This window comes from Chryseobacterium aahli (assembly GCF_022699665.1).
Taxonomy (GTDB): Bacteria; Bacteroidota; Bacteroidia; order Flavobacteriales; family Weeksellaceae; genus Chryseobacterium; species Chryseobacterium aahli.
The window spans coordinates 361,464-378,671 of the sequence record NZ_JALDNB010000002.1; the positions used below are offsets into that span (position 1 = coordinate 361,464).

Annotated in this window: 19 protein-coding genes; 11 read left to right on the plus strand and 8 right to left on the minus strand. The window is 33.9% G+C overall.

What is annotated here, in order from left to right:
* Nucleotides 1-190 precede the first annotated feature (190 nt).
* The 4 genes from MQX03_RS03985 (at nucleotide 191) to MQX03_RS03995 (ending at nucleotide 4,575) form a co-directional block, all read left to right on the plus strand.
* Nucleotides 191-1,687, plus strand: coding sequence for a hypothetical protein (locus tag MQX03_RS03985; protein WP_242801696.1), 1,497 nt, complete (start codon nucleotides 191-193; stop codon nucleotides 1,685-1,687).
* A gap of 359 nt (nucleotides 1,688-2,046) precedes the next feature.
* Nucleotides 2,047-2,313, plus strand: coding sequence for a transposase (locus MQX03_RS20575; RefSeq protein ID WP_394801728.1), 267 nt, complete (start codon nucleotides 2,047-2,049; stop codon nucleotides 2,311-2,313).
* A 272-nt stretch (nucleotides 2,314-2,585) separates the two neighbouring features.
* Entirely contained in the window at nucleotides 2,586-3,326 is a 741-nt protein-coding gene (locus MQX03_RS03990; protein ID WP_242801698.1) for an NUDIX hydrolase, read from the plus strand.
* Nucleotides 3,327-3,396: 70 nt separating this feature from the next.
* Complete coding sequence (locus MQX03_RS03995) at nucleotides 3,397-4,575, plus strand: acyl-CoA dehydrogenase family protein (protein ID WP_242801700.1); 1,179 nt, start codon at nucleotides 3,397-3,399, stop codon at nucleotides 4,573-4,575.
* 34 nt (nucleotides 4,576-4,609) lie between these two features.
* Here the strand turns inward: MQX03_RS03995 and MQX03_RS04000 are convergent, their stop codons facing one another.
* From MQX03_RS04000 to rsmG, 4 genes are all read right to left on the minus strand, one after another.
* Nucleotides 4,610-7,309 carry a PD-(D/E)XK nuclease family protein gene (locus MQX03_RS04000; RefSeq protein ID WP_242801702.1) on the minus strand — a complete coding sequence of 900 codons (2,700 nt, stop codon included), beginning with the start codon at nucleotides 7,307-7,309 and terminating at the stop codon, nucleotides 4,610-4,612.
* Nucleotides 7,306-7,842, minus strand: coding sequence for a DUF922 domain-containing protein (locus tag MQX03_RS04005; protein ID WP_242801704.1), 537 nt, complete (start codon nucleotides 7,840-7,842; stop codon nucleotides 7,306-7,308). Before MQX03_RS04005 ends, MQX03_RS04000 begins: the two co-directional genes overlap by 4 nt.
* Nucleotides 7,842-8,249 carry a hypothetical protein gene (locus tag MQX03_RS04010; protein ID WP_242801706.1) on the minus strand — a complete coding sequence of 136 codons (408 nt, stop codon included), beginning with the start codon at nucleotides 8,247-8,249 and terminating at the stop codon, nucleotides 7,842-7,844. Before MQX03_RS04010 ends, MQX03_RS04005 begins: the two co-directional genes overlap by 1 nt.
* Nucleotides 8,250-8,314: 65 nt before the next feature.
* The gene (gene rsmG / locus MQX03_RS04015) at nucleotides 8,315-8,950 is read right to left on the minus strand and encodes a 16S rRNA (guanine(527)-N(7))-methyltransferase RsmG (RefSeq protein WP_242801708.1); all 636 of its coding nucleotides are present in this window, start codon (nucleotides 8,948-8,950) and stop codon (nucleotides 8,315-8,317) included.
* A 172-nt stretch (nucleotides 8,951-9,122) separates the two neighbouring features.
* Here rsmG and MQX03_RS04020 point away from each other — a divergent pair, with 172 nt between their 5' ends.
* Nucleotides 9,123-10,313, plus strand: coding sequence for a pyridoxal phosphate-dependent aminotransferase (locus MQX03_RS04020; protein ID WP_242801710.1), 1,191 nt, complete (start codon nucleotides 9,123-9,125; stop codon nucleotides 10,311-10,313).
* A gap of 52 nt (nucleotides 10,314-10,365) precedes the next feature.
* On the opposite strand, the gene MQX03_RS04025 is transcribed toward MQX03_RS04020, so the two are convergent.
* A complete protein-coding gene (locus tag MQX03_RS04025) occupies nucleotides 10,366-10,542 on the minus strand; it encodes a bacteriocin-like protein (RefSeq protein ID WP_229984821.1) in 177 nt (58 codons plus the stop codon).
* A 207-nt stretch (nucleotides 10,543-10,749) separates the two neighbouring features.
* Between MQX03_RS04025 and MQX03_RS04030 the strand changes: the two genes are divergently transcribed.
* The 3 genes from MQX03_RS04030 to MQX03_RS04040 all read left to right on the plus strand — a co-directional run bounded on the left by MQX03_RS04030 (nucleotide 10,750) and on the right by MQX03_RS04040 (nucleotide 12,065).
* On the plus strand, nucleotides 10,750-11,382 hold the full coding sequence (locus MQX03_RS04030) for a peroxiredoxin (protein WP_229984820.1): 633 nt from the start codon (nucleotides 10,750-10,752) through the stop codon (nucleotides 11,380-11,382).
* A 126-nt stretch (nucleotides 11,383-11,508) separates the two neighbouring features.
* Entirely contained in the window at nucleotides 11,509-11,814 is a 306-nt protein-coding gene (locus MQX03_RS04035; protein ID WP_229984819.1) for a thioredoxin family protein, read from the plus strand.
* Nucleotides 11,815-11,816: 2 nt separating this feature from the next.
* Entirely contained in the window at nucleotides 11,817-12,065 is a 249-nt protein-coding gene (locus MQX03_RS04040) for a DUF6952 family protein (protein WP_059136935.1), read from the plus strand.
* A gap of 119 nt (nucleotides 12,066-12,184) precedes the next feature.
* On the opposite strand, the gene MQX03_RS04045 is transcribed toward MQX03_RS04040, so the two are convergent.
* From MQX03_RS04045 to MQX03_RS04055, 3 genes are all read right to left on the minus strand, one after another.
* Entirely contained in the window at nucleotides 12,185-12,874 is a 690-nt protein-coding gene (locus tag MQX03_RS04045) for a Bax inhibitor-1/YccA family protein (protein ID WP_242801712.1), read from the minus strand.
* Nucleotides 12,875-12,899: 25 nt separating this feature from the next.
* Nucleotides 12,900-13,358: a hypothetical protein gene (locus MQX03_RS04050; RefSeq protein ID WP_242801714.1), complete on the minus strand. Its 459-nt coding sequence runs from the start codon at nucleotides 13,356-13,358 to the stop codon at nucleotides 12,900-12,902.
* A 150-nt stretch (nucleotides 13,359-13,508) separates the two neighbouring features.
* The gene (locus tag MQX03_RS04055; RefSeq protein WP_242801715.1) at nucleotides 13,509-14,543 is read right to left on the minus strand and encodes an acyl-CoA reductase; all 1,035 of its coding nucleotides are present in this window, start codon (nucleotides 14,541-14,543) and stop codon (nucleotides 13,509-13,511) included.
* A gap of 59 nt (nucleotides 14,544-14,602) precedes the next feature.
* Between MQX03_RS04055 and MQX03_RS04060 the strand changes: the two genes are divergently transcribed.
* The 3 genes from MQX03_RS04060 to MQX03_RS04070 all read left to right on the plus strand — a co-directional run bounded on the left by MQX03_RS04060 (nucleotide 14,603) and on the right by MQX03_RS04070 (nucleotide 17,204).
* Nucleotides 14,603-14,953, plus strand: a complete 351-nt coding sequence (locus tag MQX03_RS04060) for a 4Fe-4S binding protein (protein ID WP_054508722.1) — start codon at nucleotides 14,603-14,605, stop codon at nucleotides 14,951-14,953.
* 119 nt (nucleotides 14,954-15,072) lie between these two features.
* Nucleotides 15,073-16,137: a 3-phosphoserine/phosphohydroxythreonine transaminase gene (gene serC / locus MQX03_RS04065; protein ID WP_242801717.1), complete on the plus strand. Its 1,065-nt coding sequence runs from the start codon at nucleotides 15,073-15,075 to the stop codon at nucleotides 16,135-16,137.
* Between the two features lie 107 nt (nucleotides 16,138-16,244).
* The gene (locus tag MQX03_RS04070; RefSeq protein ID WP_242801719.1) at nucleotides 16,245-17,204 is read left to right on the plus strand and encodes a D-2-hydroxyacid dehydrogenase; all 960 of its coding nucleotides are present in this window, start codon (nucleotides 16,245-16,247) and stop codon (nucleotides 17,202-17,204) included.
* Nucleotides 17,205-17,208 lie beyond the last annotated feature (4 nt).

Sequence of the window (17,208 nt, forward strand, 5' to 3'; positions counted from 1 at the left end):
AAAAAATACAATTTTGTTCATATTATTTATCTTACATTTGCATATATGTAAAATACATATTTTCAGTATTTTGTATAAATTATAATTTTCACACCCTCCATATTCGATCACTTCTTATTACTCAATCTAAAGTTAATATATTCGAAAATACATTATTTCAATATTTAAAAATCTTTAAAATTTATTTATTATGATTAAGAATTTTACTATTTATTATTATCAAAAAATATTACTGTTAACATTCATTGTATTCAGTATATCAATAAATTCCCAAGTTGGAATTGGCACAACAGCACCAGAGGCAAGTTCTATCTTAGATCTAAGCTCTACAAGTAAAGGGATGCTGGCTCCAAGAATGACTACAGCACAAAGAATCGCAATAGCATCGCCCGTTGACGGATTATTAGTGTATGATACTACTTTGAAGCTTTTTTATTATTATGTTAGTCCTTCAGGGCTATGGTCAGCTGTGGGAAGCAGTGTAACCGGAAGATCAAATTTCAAACGTATTAAATCAACAGATGTGCTATCTACTGTACTTGCTGCTGAACTTACAGCTGGTGCAGGAACGAAATATGTCATGAATTCCAACACTTTATATGAAATCAATGGCCAAGTACTATTTGATTTTCCAATTGATATCAATAACTCTTATATTCAAGGTTTAGATACCAATAACGATATCATCATCCGAACTACAGGAAATATTTTCGATGGTGCTACAGGGGGAAGTATTAAAAATGTCACTTTAACCGCTTCAGGAGGAAGTGTATTCAATCTTTCCGGTACCGCTGCTCAAAACTTGGTTTTTAGAGATTGCGTTGTTGCAGGTTCAAATTCGGTAGGCGCAATTTCGGGCTTTGGTCTGGTATTTTTAAGTGTTGTTCAATATACTGCCAATACCAATGGTATAACATACAACAACATATCGCAGTTATTGCTCAGTAACTTGGGTTGGTTTGGCAACAATTCAGGAACTTATGAAAAGTTTACCGGAACATTTAGCCTCATTGAGAAACAAGGCGGCTTCAGCCATGTAGAAGGAGGTACAGCAATCGGCTTCGATGTATCAACAGCTGGCTTGGCAGTCGGAAGTGGAATTTTGGAGTCTTTCGTTTTTACAGGTACTAATACAGGAGGCTATGTTAAACCATACGCTACAGGTATATTTCCCGGATATAATTTTAATAACAATTGGATTGTAAGATCTTCCGGAATCCCTACGGAATCTGACAACAATGCTGTTGGAGATTTTACTGTAGACTATGCTGTCGGAAGTGGTATTGGTGTTAGCTTCAACACCAGTAATCCAAGTAATATTGTAAAAATCGGTAGCTTGGGATCGATTTCCACATCTACCAATTTATTTAGATTTTCAACAGACGGCGGAGTTCCGAATAGATTAAAGTACCTTGGTAAAAACAAGAGAATATTTCAAATTACAGGTTCTGTATCATTTCAGGTACCTGCAACGGGAACATATATAATTTATATTGCAAAAAACGGAACTATATTGAGCCAGTTTAAAGTATACGGAAGAGGTTCAGTTGTCAACGATATAGTGGTGATCCCAATCAATGCAACTACAGAACTTTTAAGTAATGATTATATAGAAATATTTGCACAACGGTATTCAGGATCCACCGGAGATATCATAGTTCCGAACATGTCAATCACGATTAAATAATTTTCAAAGCTTACGAAAAGTTATGTAGTGCGGTCACAATACATTCAAAACAAAGCCATTCTATTGAGTGGCTTTTGTTTTAAGTTTAAACTTACTATTCACGTTAGGATAGACACCTTTAAAATTGAAGTTGAAAAAATATTCCTTGATTAATAATTACACCCGCTATGGTTCCTGTTATTTGTGGAGGAATATAAAATGTAGTCAAAACAGAACTGTGGATATTGACAATGTAACGAATGTATTCTTTCTCATTGGATAAATATTCTTGCAGAAGCTTGTGAATTTCTTGTGTAAAAGATAGAAAAGGAAAGCCTGCTTTCGTCTAGTATTTTTCAACATCGGAACTTTTTACAGGATTGAGTACAAATTTTAATATAAAGAGTTCATCGAGGCTCTGCCTCGGATATGAAGAAAGCGAGGTTCATTTTCTGATTCAAAGTGTTCCTAATCTCTCTGTAAATGAAATTTGCATGAAAGTAAAAAGTATTACGGTTAAAGAAATCTCCAAACGTTTTCCAGAAATTAACGCAAAATTACGAGGTGGAAATTTTTGGATCAGCGGTTATCATACCAACACAGTTGGTCCGTATATAAACAATTTGGTTATGATACTTCCTTTTTAAAATCAATCATTCAAGTAGACAAGAAAGATGTTACTGAAACTAGAGTATCTTCTTTACTTTCATTTTTCCACATTTTATTGTTTTAGTGTAAAAGCTGTATGCTTGTCATGAGTTATTTGAAACATATTGAAAAACGAAGCAGCTAGCAACATTACTAAATTGTTAACTTGTTTTTCCTAATACCCTACCCACGAATGTTTTTTTTAAACAGTAATATTCTTATTTTAAAATTAGTATGAATAAAATTTAAAAAATAATTTTATTTTTACTGCATGAAAACTGACCATAATAGAAACATTGAAACCCTTAAAGAACTTGTCGAAAGCAAAGACTTTATACCCAATCTATCCGTAGACTGTACAATTTTTGGTTTTCATGACAACATTCTAAAAGTTTTGTTGCTTAAATACCATGATCTCGATTTGTGGTCGCTTCCCGGCGGTTTCGTTTTTATAGATGAAGATCTAAGAGAAGCAGCGGATCGCGTTTTGTACGAAAGAACACATCTTAAGGGCTTATTTTTGGAACAGTTTCATACTTTTGGCAGATTAGATCGTACCCAAAATAATGTCCACAGAACTTTGATGGAAAACAAAGGCCTTGAGGTACCAAAAGACCACTGGATTCTACAGAGATTCATCACCGTAGGATATTGCAGTCTGATTGACTTTTCTTTAACCAATACATTTCCTGATGCTTTTAATGAAACTTGTGCATGGTTTGAGGTAAACAAGCTTCCAGATATGGCATTCGATCATGACAGAGTCATCGCTGAAGGTTTGGAATATTTACGCAAAAACATTGATACTCAAATCGCTGCAAGTAATCTTTTACCAGAGAAATTCACCATGAAAGATTTACAATCACTTTATGAAACAATTTTAGGTGAAAAATTCAGACGAAATAATTTCCAACGTAAAATACTGAGCATGAATTCATTAGAAAGAATGGAAAAACTTTTCGACGGTTCTGCTAATAAGGCTCCTTATCTCTACAAATTCATCAAAGAATAGTTTTTTTATTTTTCTTAAAAAATTTTCTCAGACCAAGTGAAAAGTATTATTTTTAGGAAAATTAAATTACATGTCATATTATCCTCTTACAAGCATTCCCGATTACTACGGAATTGATGCTTTACTTACCGAAGAACACAAGCTTATCCGCCAGTCTGTGAGAGATTGGGTTGAAAGTTTTGTGATGCCAAATATCGATCAGGCTGCTCAAAATCACACCGATTTACCAAACTTGATGAAAGAATTGGGGAAAATCGGAGCTTTAGGCCCTTACATTCCTGAGGAATACGGCGGTTCTGGTCTTGATCAGATCTCTTACGGTTTGATTATGCAGGAATTGGAAAGAGGAGATTCTGCCGTACGTTCTGCAGCGTCTGTACAAAGTTCTTTGGTGATGTTTCCTATCAACGAGTTTGGTTCTGAGGAGCAGAAAAGAAAATATCTACCCAAACTAGCTTCCGGTGAAATGATTGGATCTTTCGGGTTGACTGAACCCAATCACGGTTCAGACCCAAGTTCTATGGAATCTCAGTTTAAAGATATGGGTGATCATTATCTTTTGAATGGTGCTAAAATGTGGATTACCAACTCTCCCCTTTGCGATATTGCCGTTATTTGGGCTAAAAACGAAGAAGGTAAAATACAGGGATTAATCGTTGAGAGAGGAATGGAAGGCTTTACAACTCCCGAAACACACAATAAATGGAGCTTGAGAGCTTCTAAAACTGGAGAATTGGTATTCAATAATGTAAAAGTTCCTAAAGAAAATCTACTTCCAGGAGTTACAGGATTGAAAGGACCTTTATCTTGTTTAAACTCTGCACGATACGGAATTTCGTGGGGCGTAATTGGCGCAGCTATTGACTGTTATTGTACTGCGGTTCAATATTCTAAAGAAAGAAAGCAGTTCGGTAAACCGGTGGGTGCATTCCAATTACAGCAGAAAAAATTAGCTGAATTTTTAACTGAAATCACTAAGGCTCAATTACTTTGTTTACAATTAGGAACATTGAAAAATGACCACAAAGCGACACCAGCTCAAATCTCAATGGCAAAAAGAAATAATGTAAAGATGGCGATAGACATTGCAAGAGAATCTCGTCAGATTCTTGGCGGAATGGGCATCATGGGTGAGTTCCCGATGATGAGACACGCTGCCAATCTAGAATCGGTGATTACGTACGAAGGAACACACGATGTTCACTTACTGATTACAGGCTTAGATATTACAGGCTTTAATGCTTTTTAAATAAATAAAAGTCCGGTTTCTTAACCGGACTTTTTTAATAATTATAAACTTTTACATTTTCAACAAAATTAATATCTGGGTTTAGAATTTCCATAATCAGGCTTTTCACAGACTGCATGGCATCATCGAGATTTCCTTGAGCAAACTCAAGAGAAGCAACTCCTTTTTTAGCATCAGCAAAACTCCAGATTCCTGTCTCGATCGGGAAGCCCCAAAATTCAGGTAAACTTTGAATAACATATTGATAAATACATAATTGTAAAGCCTGTTTTTTATCGTCTTTATGGAAATAATCTTCGATATTTTCAGAGTCTATTTTTACCGTTAAATTTTTAATTTTTGCGGTTTTATAATCTATAATTCTAACGGTGCCGTTCAGTTTATCGATTCGGTCAATGAATCCAAAGAAGGAAACTTTATCATTTTTAGCTTCATCTAAATAGAAATCTACACTTTCAAATCTTCTTTCGATATCGATTATTTCTAAAGAATTTCCTTGCTTTATCAATTCCAGATCATGATTAAGAATGTTCTCAATTACTTTTTTCGCAATCGCTTTGTGAATGAAATTCATCCCTTTATTATAAAATTCAGGTTGATGTTTTAACTTTTCAATAGCAATGTTTATATATTCATCTATTTGTTTAATTGATTTCTCTAAATCATTTGCTTTTAAAACCTTACCTTTTACAATTTCATAAATTTCTTGAAGTGTGTAATGGACAAGATTTCCGTAATTTCTTATAGAAAGTTCTTCTTCAATTTCGTCTGTTTCGGAAGTATTTAAAATTTTAGATAAATAAAAATCAATCGGATTATACAGATAGCTGGTAAGGTGAGAGGCAGAAACTTTTTCCTTCCATTTTTCAAGCTGCTCCATAACAATGTCTGTTTTTGCAATTTCTATAGGCTGACTCGAAATAGGCTCAGAAGTATTTTCAACAATCAAATGTTCGATATTGTGATTGCTTTCCATCTCAATCTGTGTGATGAAACGGCTTTTCTCACCTGTATTTACACCGGAACTCAAGGCATTAAACAACAAATGAACATTCTGAGCATCCTGAATCAAACGGTAAAAGTGATAGGCATAGATACCGTCATTTTCAAGAAATGTATGCAAATCAAAATGCTTTCTTATATCAAACGGAATATAGGTATTCTGTGAATTTCCTAATGGTAATTTTCCTTCATTTACAGAAAGTAAAATCACATTTTCAAAATTGAGCAAACGCGTTTCTAAAAGTCCCATTACCTGCAAACCCTTTAATGGCTCTCCCTGAAAATCGATACTTTCTGAATTGATATGCTGATTAATCAAAATCTCCAGAGTATCCATTTTTATTTCAAAACCGTAGGGTGTAATCTGGTTTTTTATGATTTTAAATGCATTTTCGAAGTGAGATACGTTTTCATACTGTATATCATCAAGTTCCATCCATTTAATACGCTGGCAATATTCAATTAAAATATCTAAAAACAGATATCCGGAATCAGCCTTTTGAAGCAAATTAAAATAAGATAGATCACTCAATAATTCATTCAGAAGATTGGCAGAAATGTAGACAATATTCCTTTCTTCAATTTTAGATTTAAAATCATTGATTACCTTTTCATCATCATCAGTTCTGGGAAGTTCTTCCAAAATCGGGAAAATATCACGGTAATAATACGATGATTTATTTTTTTCTAATTGTTTTTGAAGGTAAAAAAGTTGTTTGACGGCATTTGAAAATGAAAGGTTTTTCAATGGAAAACCCATCGTTATGTTCAGATTTTCAACGCCGTGCATCACATCCAGACTTGCAGGCAAAAGATTTTCATCAAGCAGAATTACAGCGGTATTGGTAAACGTTTTATTATCAATATCTTTAAATAAATCAGGAAGAACTTTTGTCTGTGTTACATTCCCTGAAACTTCATAGATTTTAATGTTTTTTGGCTGGTTAAAATCATCTTCAATCCAACTGAAAGCTCTACTGTCATTGAATTCCTTCCATAGTTTATGATTTCGAAGAAACTTTCCGGCTTCTTGTCTTTCATCGTCAAAATAATAATGGTCTGCCTGAAAAAAACATTGCGCCTTATCCCATTGCAGAAGATTTCTTACTAATTTTTCTTCAACCGGCGTGAACGCATTAAAACCACAAAAAACAAAATGCTTATCCGTATTTTTTGCAAAATCGATGATTTTTTCCTTTGCAGATTCATGAATCATTCCCGGAGTTGCCCAGTTATTTTCTTTTAATTTTTGCTTTAAAACTGGCAGAAAAACATTCATATTTCGCCAAAAATTCAGAAACTTTTTTCTAGGAACTTCTTCATCATCACCCAAATCCTGCGCCCATTCTTTGATACGCTCTTCATCAAACATATATCGCAAAACCGCAACATCACTTTCAGAAAACTTCAGAATATCGTCCCAATCTTTCTGTAAAGTTGGAAACCACTTCAAAAATTCAGCAAAATCATCTTTTGGAATAAGATTTAAACTTTTGTAAACATCAAATGAAAAAAGCCACAGTGCAATCCCCTGAATCTGTTGAAGATTGACGATATCAACAATGAGTTCTTCAATCGTAAAAAAGCTGGGAAGAAATCCCGAATAATTGTTTTCTTCTAAAATCTGCCTGATAAAAACAATGGGTCTTTTCCCCGGCAAAACGATGTTAAACTGAGACAAATCTGTATTTTGCACCAGCAGCTCGTCTATGATTTTATTTAGAAATTTCAAGGTTTTTGGAAGTTTTTTAATTGTTCAAGCTCTCTGCTTATCAGCGTATCATATTCGGCTTGTTTTTCTTTGTTCATGCCATGTTCTGTAACACCATCGTATAAAGCCTGAAAATTTTTATAATCTTTAACAACCCGACCGTACATGGTCTGAAAATATTTGTCGTAATCGGTTGTAGTCTTTATTTTTTCTGCAATTTCTTTTCGAATTTTTCTGGCAAAGATTTCAGCAATATCAAAATGTTTCTGCTCGTGATTGAGAACATAATCATTGATTCTTTTGTCGTCTTTCCAGGATTTATCTTCGTTAAAAATTGTTTCTATGGTTACTTTTGCATCACCTTTCGGATTTGAGGATTTTATGACAGAATATGCCCAGCCACAATGGGTGTAGGCCACAATGTCTTTCCCTCGCTGATTATTAATCTTACTTTTAAAATTACTCCACACCAACTTCCTATCTTCCTTCCACTCAATTCGCTGACTCCATAAAGTATTGAAAATCAAAAGCAAAACTAATAATACACACTTCATTATTCTACAACAATTGTTTTGGTAATCCATGTATTATTACCATTCCAAAATCTAAAAGTATAAGTACCAACCTGTTGCGGACTAAAATTTAATTGATTGGCAGATGTATGAGTTCCTTGCGTACAGATTCCGTCGGTCTTGAATTGATATGCAGTAACATCTCTACCAAAATTTCCGTTATGAATATAATCATAACCGTAAAATCCCTGACAACCAGACGTATAATTAGAATATGTTCTTATACTCTGAACCGAATAAACATCCATCGTATCATTTACAATAGACACACTGTCGATCTTTACTTTATCTACAGACTCAATCGTTTCGTAATCATCATCATCCTTACAAGACATCAATGAAACTGAGGCAAAAGCCAAACATAAACCAATATTTAAAAACAATTTCATAGTATTATAATAATTTATAATTATTAAACGTAAATTATCAAAAATTATTCCTCTAACCTATTGAATTAAGAATTAAAATTACCTTTTGATAAATAAACCACTTTCTTGGTGTCAAAAAATTCTTCTTCAAAATAATTTTTCAGGTTAAAAAGTTCACACTTCAGTCCTGCCAGCTCTTCAGCCAAATCTCCACCTTTCAAATATAAAACCCCATTGTGTTTAGGGTTAATCTGTTCTTTTTCAAATTTACCTTTTAACCATCTTAAAAATTCCGGCATCTGCGTCACAGCACGGCTTACAACAAAATGAAATTTCTCTTTCACTTTTTCAGCTCTGCCGTGAATTGCCGTCACATTAGTTAACCCGACACCTTCTGCTACAGCATTCACCACTGTAATTTTTTTTCCGATAGAATCAATTAAAGTGAAGTTGGTTTCAGGAAATAAAATCGCCAAAGGAATCCCTGGGAAACCGCCGCCAGTTCCGATGTCTAAAACTTTCGTTCCGGGAGCAAATTCCATAATTTTGGCAACACCTAAAGAATGCAGAATATGCTTTTCATAAAGCGATTCCATATCTTTTCTGGAAATCACGTTGATTTTCTCATTCCATTCACTATAAAGACTTTCTAATTTTGAAAATTGCTCGATTTGTTTTTCGGAAAGTTCCGGGAAATATTTTTGGATTAACGCTACTGACATACGATTGAATATAAAAAGCAAAAATAAGTTTTATTTCATATTTAGTTATTGTTTTTTGAAGATAATATGGAAATAAAGACATTTTTCTACGCTCAATTTTTAAAATATATCGGGTCACATTTCATTAACATTTAGTTTTTATATATATTTGTTAAAACGACAAAAAGAATACATGAATAAACTTTCAGATAGAGTAAATAGATTAGGATACTCTCAGACTTTCGTAATGTCAAACAAAGCCAGAGAAATGAAGGCTAATGGTATTGACGTCATTTCTTTAACATTAGGCGAACCGGATTTTGATGTTCCCAACAATATAAAACAGGCAGCTTTCGATGCCATCAACGAAAACTACAGCCACTACTCGCCTGTTCCGGGATTCTTGGAACTTCGTCAGGCAATTTCAGATAAATTAAAAAGAGACAATCAGTTAGATTATAAACCATCGCAAATTTGTGTCTCAAATGGTGCAAAACAAGCGATCATCAATGTTTTAGCAGCAATTATCAATGATGGAGACGAAGTGATACTTCCTACTCCTTATTGGGTAAGCTACGATGAAATGGTAAAAATGATGGGCGGGAATTCTGTAATGCTTCCGACTTCTTATGTTACTGATTTTAAAATCACTGCAGAGCAGCTGGATGAAGCAATTAATGAGAAAACCAAAGCAGTTCTTTTCAGCTCACCATGTAATCCTTCAGGTGGATATTATACATTTGATGAATTAAAATCTTTAGCAAAGGTTATTGCAAAATATCCTCATGTGACTGTAATTTCAGATGAGATTTACGAATACATCAATTACGAAACGAAAACCACCTCTATCGCTCAGTTTCCTGAAGTGTACGAGCAAACCGCAGTAATCAACGGTATGTCTAAAGCTTTCGCAATGACAGGCTGGAGAATCGGCTATTCTGCTTGTCCGGAATGGTTAGCAAAGGCTTGCGAAAAAGTTCAGGGACAAATGACGAGCGGCGCAAATACAGTGGCTCAACGAGCTTCAATCGTTGCTTTAAAAACAGATCCTTCAGAATACAAATACATGATTGATGCTTTCGAGCAGAGAAGAAATGTGATGTTTGATTTAATGAAAGAAATCCCCGGCTTTAAAGTTCTTTTACCAAAAGCGGCTTTCTATTTTTTCCCGGATATTTCATATTATCTCGGAAAAACATTGAACGGAACCGAAATAAAAGATGCGGATGATTTCGCAATGTTTCTGTTAGAAAATGCTCACGTAGGTTGCGTCGGAGGGGTTTCTTTCGGCAGTCCGGAATGCATTCGGTTTTCTTATGCGGCTTCTGAAGAAGAATTAAGAGAAGCAATGAGACGAATAAAAGAATTACTCGCAAACGTATAAAATAAAAGTTCTTCCATTAGGAAGAACTTTTTTAATTTAATTTAATTTAATTTTAAAGAGAACCTCCTTCTACAGGTGTTTCCGGTACAATAATATAGCATTCTTCATTAATCGCGACACAAACATCAGCTTCAGGACAATAATACCTTCCAGGAGGACATTTTGAAGTAACTGCTGCTCCTTTAATGTTTTTCAATTCTTTTCTTGAAAGAGTTTTTAAATTTTTCATAATAATTCTTTTTTGGTTGGTGAAATTATAATTCAATATTCTCAAAGTTACTAATTTATTTTACTAATTTAAATTATTTTGCTCCCTACCATATTGAGTTATAAGCCAAAAACAATTATAGATTTTATTAATCAATATTCATTTTTTCGATAGATGAAAATATTATATATTTGCACTATTAAATTATAAATCAAAAATTAGAAAATTATGTCTTTAGTAGGTAAAAAATTTCCAAATGTAACGATTGACGCAATGTCAGAAATGGGTGATGATCTTAAAATCAACATCTTTCAAGAAACTACAACTAACCAACAGAAAGTTCTTTTGTTTTGGTACCCAAAAGATTTCACTTTTGTTTGTCCAACTGAGCTTCACGCTTTCCAAGAGGCTTTAGGTGAATTCGAAAAAAGAAACACGAAAGTAATCGGTGCTTCTTGCGATACAAACGAAGTACACTTTGCTTGGTTGAACGTTTCAAAAGACAACGGTGGTATTGAAGGAGTTACTTATCCGCTTTTAGCTGATACTCACAGACAATTGGCAAATCTATTAGATATTGTTGATCAGGATCTTGAGTTTGACGAAGAAGGAAATGAGTTTTTCACTGGTTCAAACGTAACTTACAGAGCTACTTATCTTATTGACGAAACCGGAAAAGTATTCCACGAGTCTGTAAATGATATGCCTTTAGGAAGAAACGTAAAAGAATATTTAAGATTAATCGATGCTTACACTCACGTTCAGAAGCACGGTGAAGTTTGCCCTGCAAACTGGGAAGAAGGAAAAGATGCAATGAAAGCTGACAGAACTTCTACTGCTGAATATTTAGCAAAAAATTAATGAATTAATTTTAATCTAACAATGTAGCAATCTAGCAGTATAACAATTTTAAAATCTCTTTTTCAATTGGTAAACTGGTAAATTATTAGGTTGCTACATTGTTTATTTTTTTCTAAAAATAAACTTATGTATACAGAATTAACAGAAGATACGCTTCAAAATATTGTAAGCGACAATGAAAAGGTAGTTGTACAATACGGAGCAACATGGTGCGGAAACTGCAGAATTATGAAGCCGAAATTCAAAAAATTAGCTTCAGAAAATGATGCTATTCCATTTTTATATGTAGATGCAGAAAAACTTCCTGAAAGCAGAAAATTAGCTAAAGTTGATAATTTACCAACGTTTGCTATTTTCAAAAATGGTGAATTGGTGAATCAGGTTCAGTCTAATCAGGCAGAAAGTTTAATTAACTTATTTAACGAATTGTAATTATGAAGTTGCCAATTATCAGACAATTTTATCAAAACCAAACTCCTGAAAATCTTGAAAAAACTTTAGAAGTTTTGGAAAGTTTTAGCGAATTCAGAGGAACTAGCGAAGAAGATTTGAATGTTGCCGGAGAATTGATTACCAATATCTGCGGAGCTTTAGAAGTTCACGCCAACGTACAAAACGGAATGAGCGAGAAAGATGCTTTAAATTCTTTTGCTCAAAAGGTTTTAGGTTCTATTGATAAATAAATTTGAAACATTCTTGTTTAAACTAAAAACAAAAATCCCGATGAAATAACATCAGGATTTTTTTGGTTTAAGTGTTTTGAAAAATTTAAAATTCAAAACGTATAATTTATAACTTTTAATTAGCTTCTTCTGCTCATCAAAATTCTCAAGATATACCAGAATAACAACATGATTGAAGCAAAAAGTTGTAAAGAAGCTCCAACATATTGATTGGTCGCGTAAGAATCTTTAAGTTTACTGGTTTGATACAAAATTGTAACCGAAGCCAAAATCACCATTCCTACAGAAAACCAAAGTCCGAGATCAAAACCGAAGATCATTCCGGCAACGATTAATCCAAGAGCAATAAAACCTCCGATTGTGATGATATTTCTTAGGAATGAGAAATCTCTTTTAGAAGTAAATGCTACTGCAGAAATCCCGGCAAACATTGCTATCGTTAATGTTGCTGCCTGAAAAATCACTTGTCCGCCATCAGTATAAGCCATTGCAATGTACATCATTGGCAAAAAGATAACCGCTTGAAGCAATACATAGAATCCTAATCCTAAATACTGTATTGATCTGCTTTGCGCCATCGACCATTTTGACGCTAAATAAGAAGCAAACCAAAAGATACCAAGGACTAAAAGCCAACTGTACCTCTGACCAATCATCAGGTAAATATATTCCGCAGGAACAGTTTGCAGCAAAACAGTTTCAACACCTACAAAAGCCAAAATTGCCAATGCAACGTGCAAATAGGTTTTCTTGTAAAAACTTGCCTTTTCAACATCTGTTGAATGCGCAACTAAAACATCTGTCATCATATTATATTTTAATATTTAATAAAATTTATTTTGTCTGCTTATAAGGTTTTATACCCATAATTTTTCCGTCTTCTTCAAAAACAGCGGTAATAATTTCTTTAGGATCAGGCTTTGTCTGATCGTCCGAATATTTATATTGAATCATAGGAAAATTTTCACCGCTCATGAAAGATTTATAACCTGTCTTGTAAATCACTATTTTTCTGGTAAAATTAATGTCTTTAGTAAGGTTTTCGTAAACCTTATCAGTTACCATCGATTTTGTTTTTTCAGACATCAGGCTTTCCATTGTTTTTTTATCTGATGCTTTCAATGCAGTGATAAATTGCTCAAATTTCCCATTAAGCAGTTCTTTTTGAGTCTTATTAAGCTCTAATTTCTGCTCAGTCGTTCGATTATCTTTTATTACTTCCGCTTTTTTCACCTTTTGAGCAAAGCTCATTTGGAAAGCTAAAAAAGAAAGAATGATTGCTATTTTTTTCATTAAATATTTTTTCGTTGATAGGTAAATTTAGTAATAAAAATCAAGAGACTGTTTAAATTTTAAAATTCTCACCGATTTGAAAGATGATGCAAATTTTCTTTACTAAAATAAATCTGCAAAATAAGCTGAATCTGCGAGAGAAAAATAAATTTAAATAACCTCCAAAAACTGCATCGTATCTACATTATCCGCATACGTATCAAGTCCAGGATTTTGAGCTTCACCGAAATATACTGTTTCAATTCCCAAATCATCTTTACCAACAACACATTGAATATCTTCTTCATTTTCACTAATGAAATTCTTCACATCATCCAAAGAAGAATATCTGCTGAAATGAATCACAGACAAAGGACTGAAAAGTTTCTCATCTTCTTTCAGCATTACAAAATTATTATCCCAGAATTTATCCTGATTCAAAAGATAAACTGCTCTGTTGTAATCGTAATTGTTGGCATATTTATTATGATTAACAATTTCTTTGAAATCAATAAAACTTTCAAAAACCCTATCAATAACAAAGTCTTCCGGAATAAAAAGTCTCGTCACATTTCTGCAACCTAAACCAAAATACTGGAAAATATCCTGAGCCAAAAGCTTCAGTTCTTCTTCCGTTTCATCACCTTTTATCACAGCAACTGAAGTTCTGTTTTTTCTGATAATGCTTAAATGATTTTTAAAATAATATTCTAAATATCTCGCGGTATTATTGCTTCCTGTAGCGATTACAGCATCAAAATCTGTCAGCCTCTCAACAAACTCATATTCAAGTTCATTATCAGAAAACTCTTTCCATTTTTTCAACAAAAACGGAATCATTTGTTTGTCTTTTGAAGATAATTTGATCAACGGAACATGATTACTCAAAACCACCGAAATCACATCATGCCATCCCACCAAAGGAATGTTTCCGGCAAGGATTAATCCAACCTTTTTTGAGATTTTTGATGGTGAATAATTGCTGAGCCAAGATTTCAAATTATCCTCTGTCAACAAATCCGACCATTGCTTTAAAGCATATTTTTGATTTTCTATGGTAAACCACGGATTTTCTATTTCAGACTTTTTCACGACCGATTCAAATTCAGAATCATTTTCGTTAAAATCTTCATTATTTTCTGCTAAATAGCTCTTTATATAATCACTTAATTTAATAAGTCCTAAAACTTGTTTTTCGATATTCATAATTACTGTAAAAGTGGGGAATATTTTGTAATTTTGTGCAAATTTAAAAAAAATTAGCGATGGCTATTAAAATAACTGATGAATGCATTAATTGCGGAGCCTGCGAACCAGAATGTCCGAACAATGCGATATATGAAGGAGCAGTTGACTGGAAAGCTTCCGAAGGTACCGAGTTAAAAGGTACTGTGACATTACCATCGGGATTAACGGTAGATGCAGATGCACCACAAGAGCCGGTAAATGACGATGTTTATTTCATTGTTACAGATAAATGTACAGAATGTAAAGGCTTCCATGAAGAGCCACAGTGTGCAGCGGTTTGCCCTGTAGACTGCTGTGTTCCTGATGAAGATCATGTAGAATCTGAAGAAGCGTTACTAAACAAAAAAGCATTCTTACACGGTGAATAAAAATACGCCGTCTCATTTTTCTTGAGACGGTTTTTTTATCTTTGATATTTTTATAAATACAAATACGAAATAGCAGATTGAGAAATCCGCAAAATCTCAAAAAAACAAAAAGTAAAATTATGAGCAAAAAGCACAATTTCAGCGCAGGACCATGTATCTTACCTCAGGAAGTATTCGAAAAATCGGCAGCAGCGGTTTTAGATTTTAACGGAATCGGTTTATCACTTCTTGAAATTTCGCACAGAAGCAAAGATTTTGTGGCGGTGATGGATGAAGCTCGTGCAATTGTAAAAAGACTGATGAATCTTGGTGATGATTATGAGGTTTTGTATTTGGGAGGTGGCGCAAGTCTTCAGTTTGCGATGGTTCCTTACAATTTGATGAAAGTGGGTGGCAAAGCTGCTTATTTAGATACAGGTACTTGGGCTGCAGGAGCGATCAAAGAAGCTAAAAAAGTAGGAACAGTAGATGTGGTAGGTTCTTCAAAAGAAGAAAACTACTCTTTCATTCCTAAAGATTATACAATAGGTTCAGAATATGATTATTTCCACTGTACTTCAAACAATACAATCTACGGAACTCAAATGAAGTCATTCCCTGAAGTGGATACTTTAATGGTTTGTGACATGAGTTCTGATATTTTCTCAAGACAATTAGATTTTTCTAAATTTGATTTAATTTACGCCGGAGCTCAGAAAAACATGGGACCTGCAGGAGTTACTTTAGTGGTGATCAAAAAAGAAATTCTTGGTAAAACAGGTAGAGAAAATATGTTCTCAATCTTAGATTATTCTCAGCATATTTCTAAAGAATCAATGTACAATACTCCACCGGTTTTCCCTGTGTATGCATCTTTATTGACATTACAGCATTTAGAAAACAATGGAGGAATTGCTGCTGCTGAAGCAAGAAATGAAGCAAAAGCAAAACTTTTATACAACGAGATTGACAGCAACCCATTATTCGAAACGTTCTGCGTTGAAGAAGACCGTTCTTTGATGAATGTTTCATTTAAATTAATTGACGACAGCAAAAAAGAAGAATTTGATGCTGCATGGAAAGCCGCAGGAATCAGCGGATTGAACGGTCACAGAAGTTTAGGGGGATACAGAGCAAGTCTCTACAATGCCTTACCTATTGAAAGTGTGCAGGTTTTGGTGGATGTGATGAAGTCAATAAAATAACTTAAATTAGGCAACGCAAAAATTGAAAGATGACAAGATTAAAATTATTAAGCAAAATCATTGATTTTTTTAATAATTAATCTTAAAATCCTTAAATTGAAAAAAATATGAAAGTCTTAGCTAACGACGGAATTTCCAAAGCAGGAGAACTTGCTTTAAAAGAAGCTGGAATCGAAGTACTCGACAACAGAGTTGCGCAGGATCACGTTATCAATTTCATTAACGAAAATAACGTAGATGTTCTTTTGGTGAGAAGTGCTACCAAAGTAAGACAAGATTTAATTGATGCTTGTCCCGGTCTGAAAATTGTCGGAAGAGGCGGAATCGGTATGGACAATATTGATGTAGAATATGCCATTGAAAAAGGCTTGTATGTAATCAACACACCTAACGCATCATCAAGATCGGTGGCTGAGTTGGTGTTTGCGCATTTCTTTTCTTTAGCAAGATTTCTTCACGAATCCAACAGGTTGATGCCATTGGAAGGAGATACTCATTTCAATGCTTTGAAAAAATCTTTCAACAATGCTTATGAGCTTTCAGGGAAAACTTTGGGAGTGATAGGTTTTGGAAGTATTGGTCAGGAAGTGGTGAAGATGGGAATTTCTTTAGGAATGAAAGTAAAAGTTCTGACGAGAAAACCGAAAACAAAAACCATCAGTTTGAGTTTTTTTGACGGACAAACTGTTGATTTTGAAGTCACATCAACCAATGATTCTGATGCTTTCTACAAAGACACAGATTTTATCAGCATCAACACGCCAAAAACGAACGAATATGTTATAGACACCCCCGAATTTGAAAAAATGGAAGATGGTGTGTTTATTGTAAATACTGCAAGAGGTGGTGTTATTAATGAAGTAACCTTGGTAAATTATATTGAATCAGGAAAAGTTGCCGGAGCAGCATTAGATGTTTTCGAAACTGAGCCGACTCCAGAATTGATTTTATTAATGAATCCTAACCTGTCTCTTACACCCCATCTTGGCGGAAACACCATCGATGCTCAAGAAAAAATTGGTGTAGAGCTTGCAGAACAGATTATTGAGATTAAAAAGAAACTATAAATTA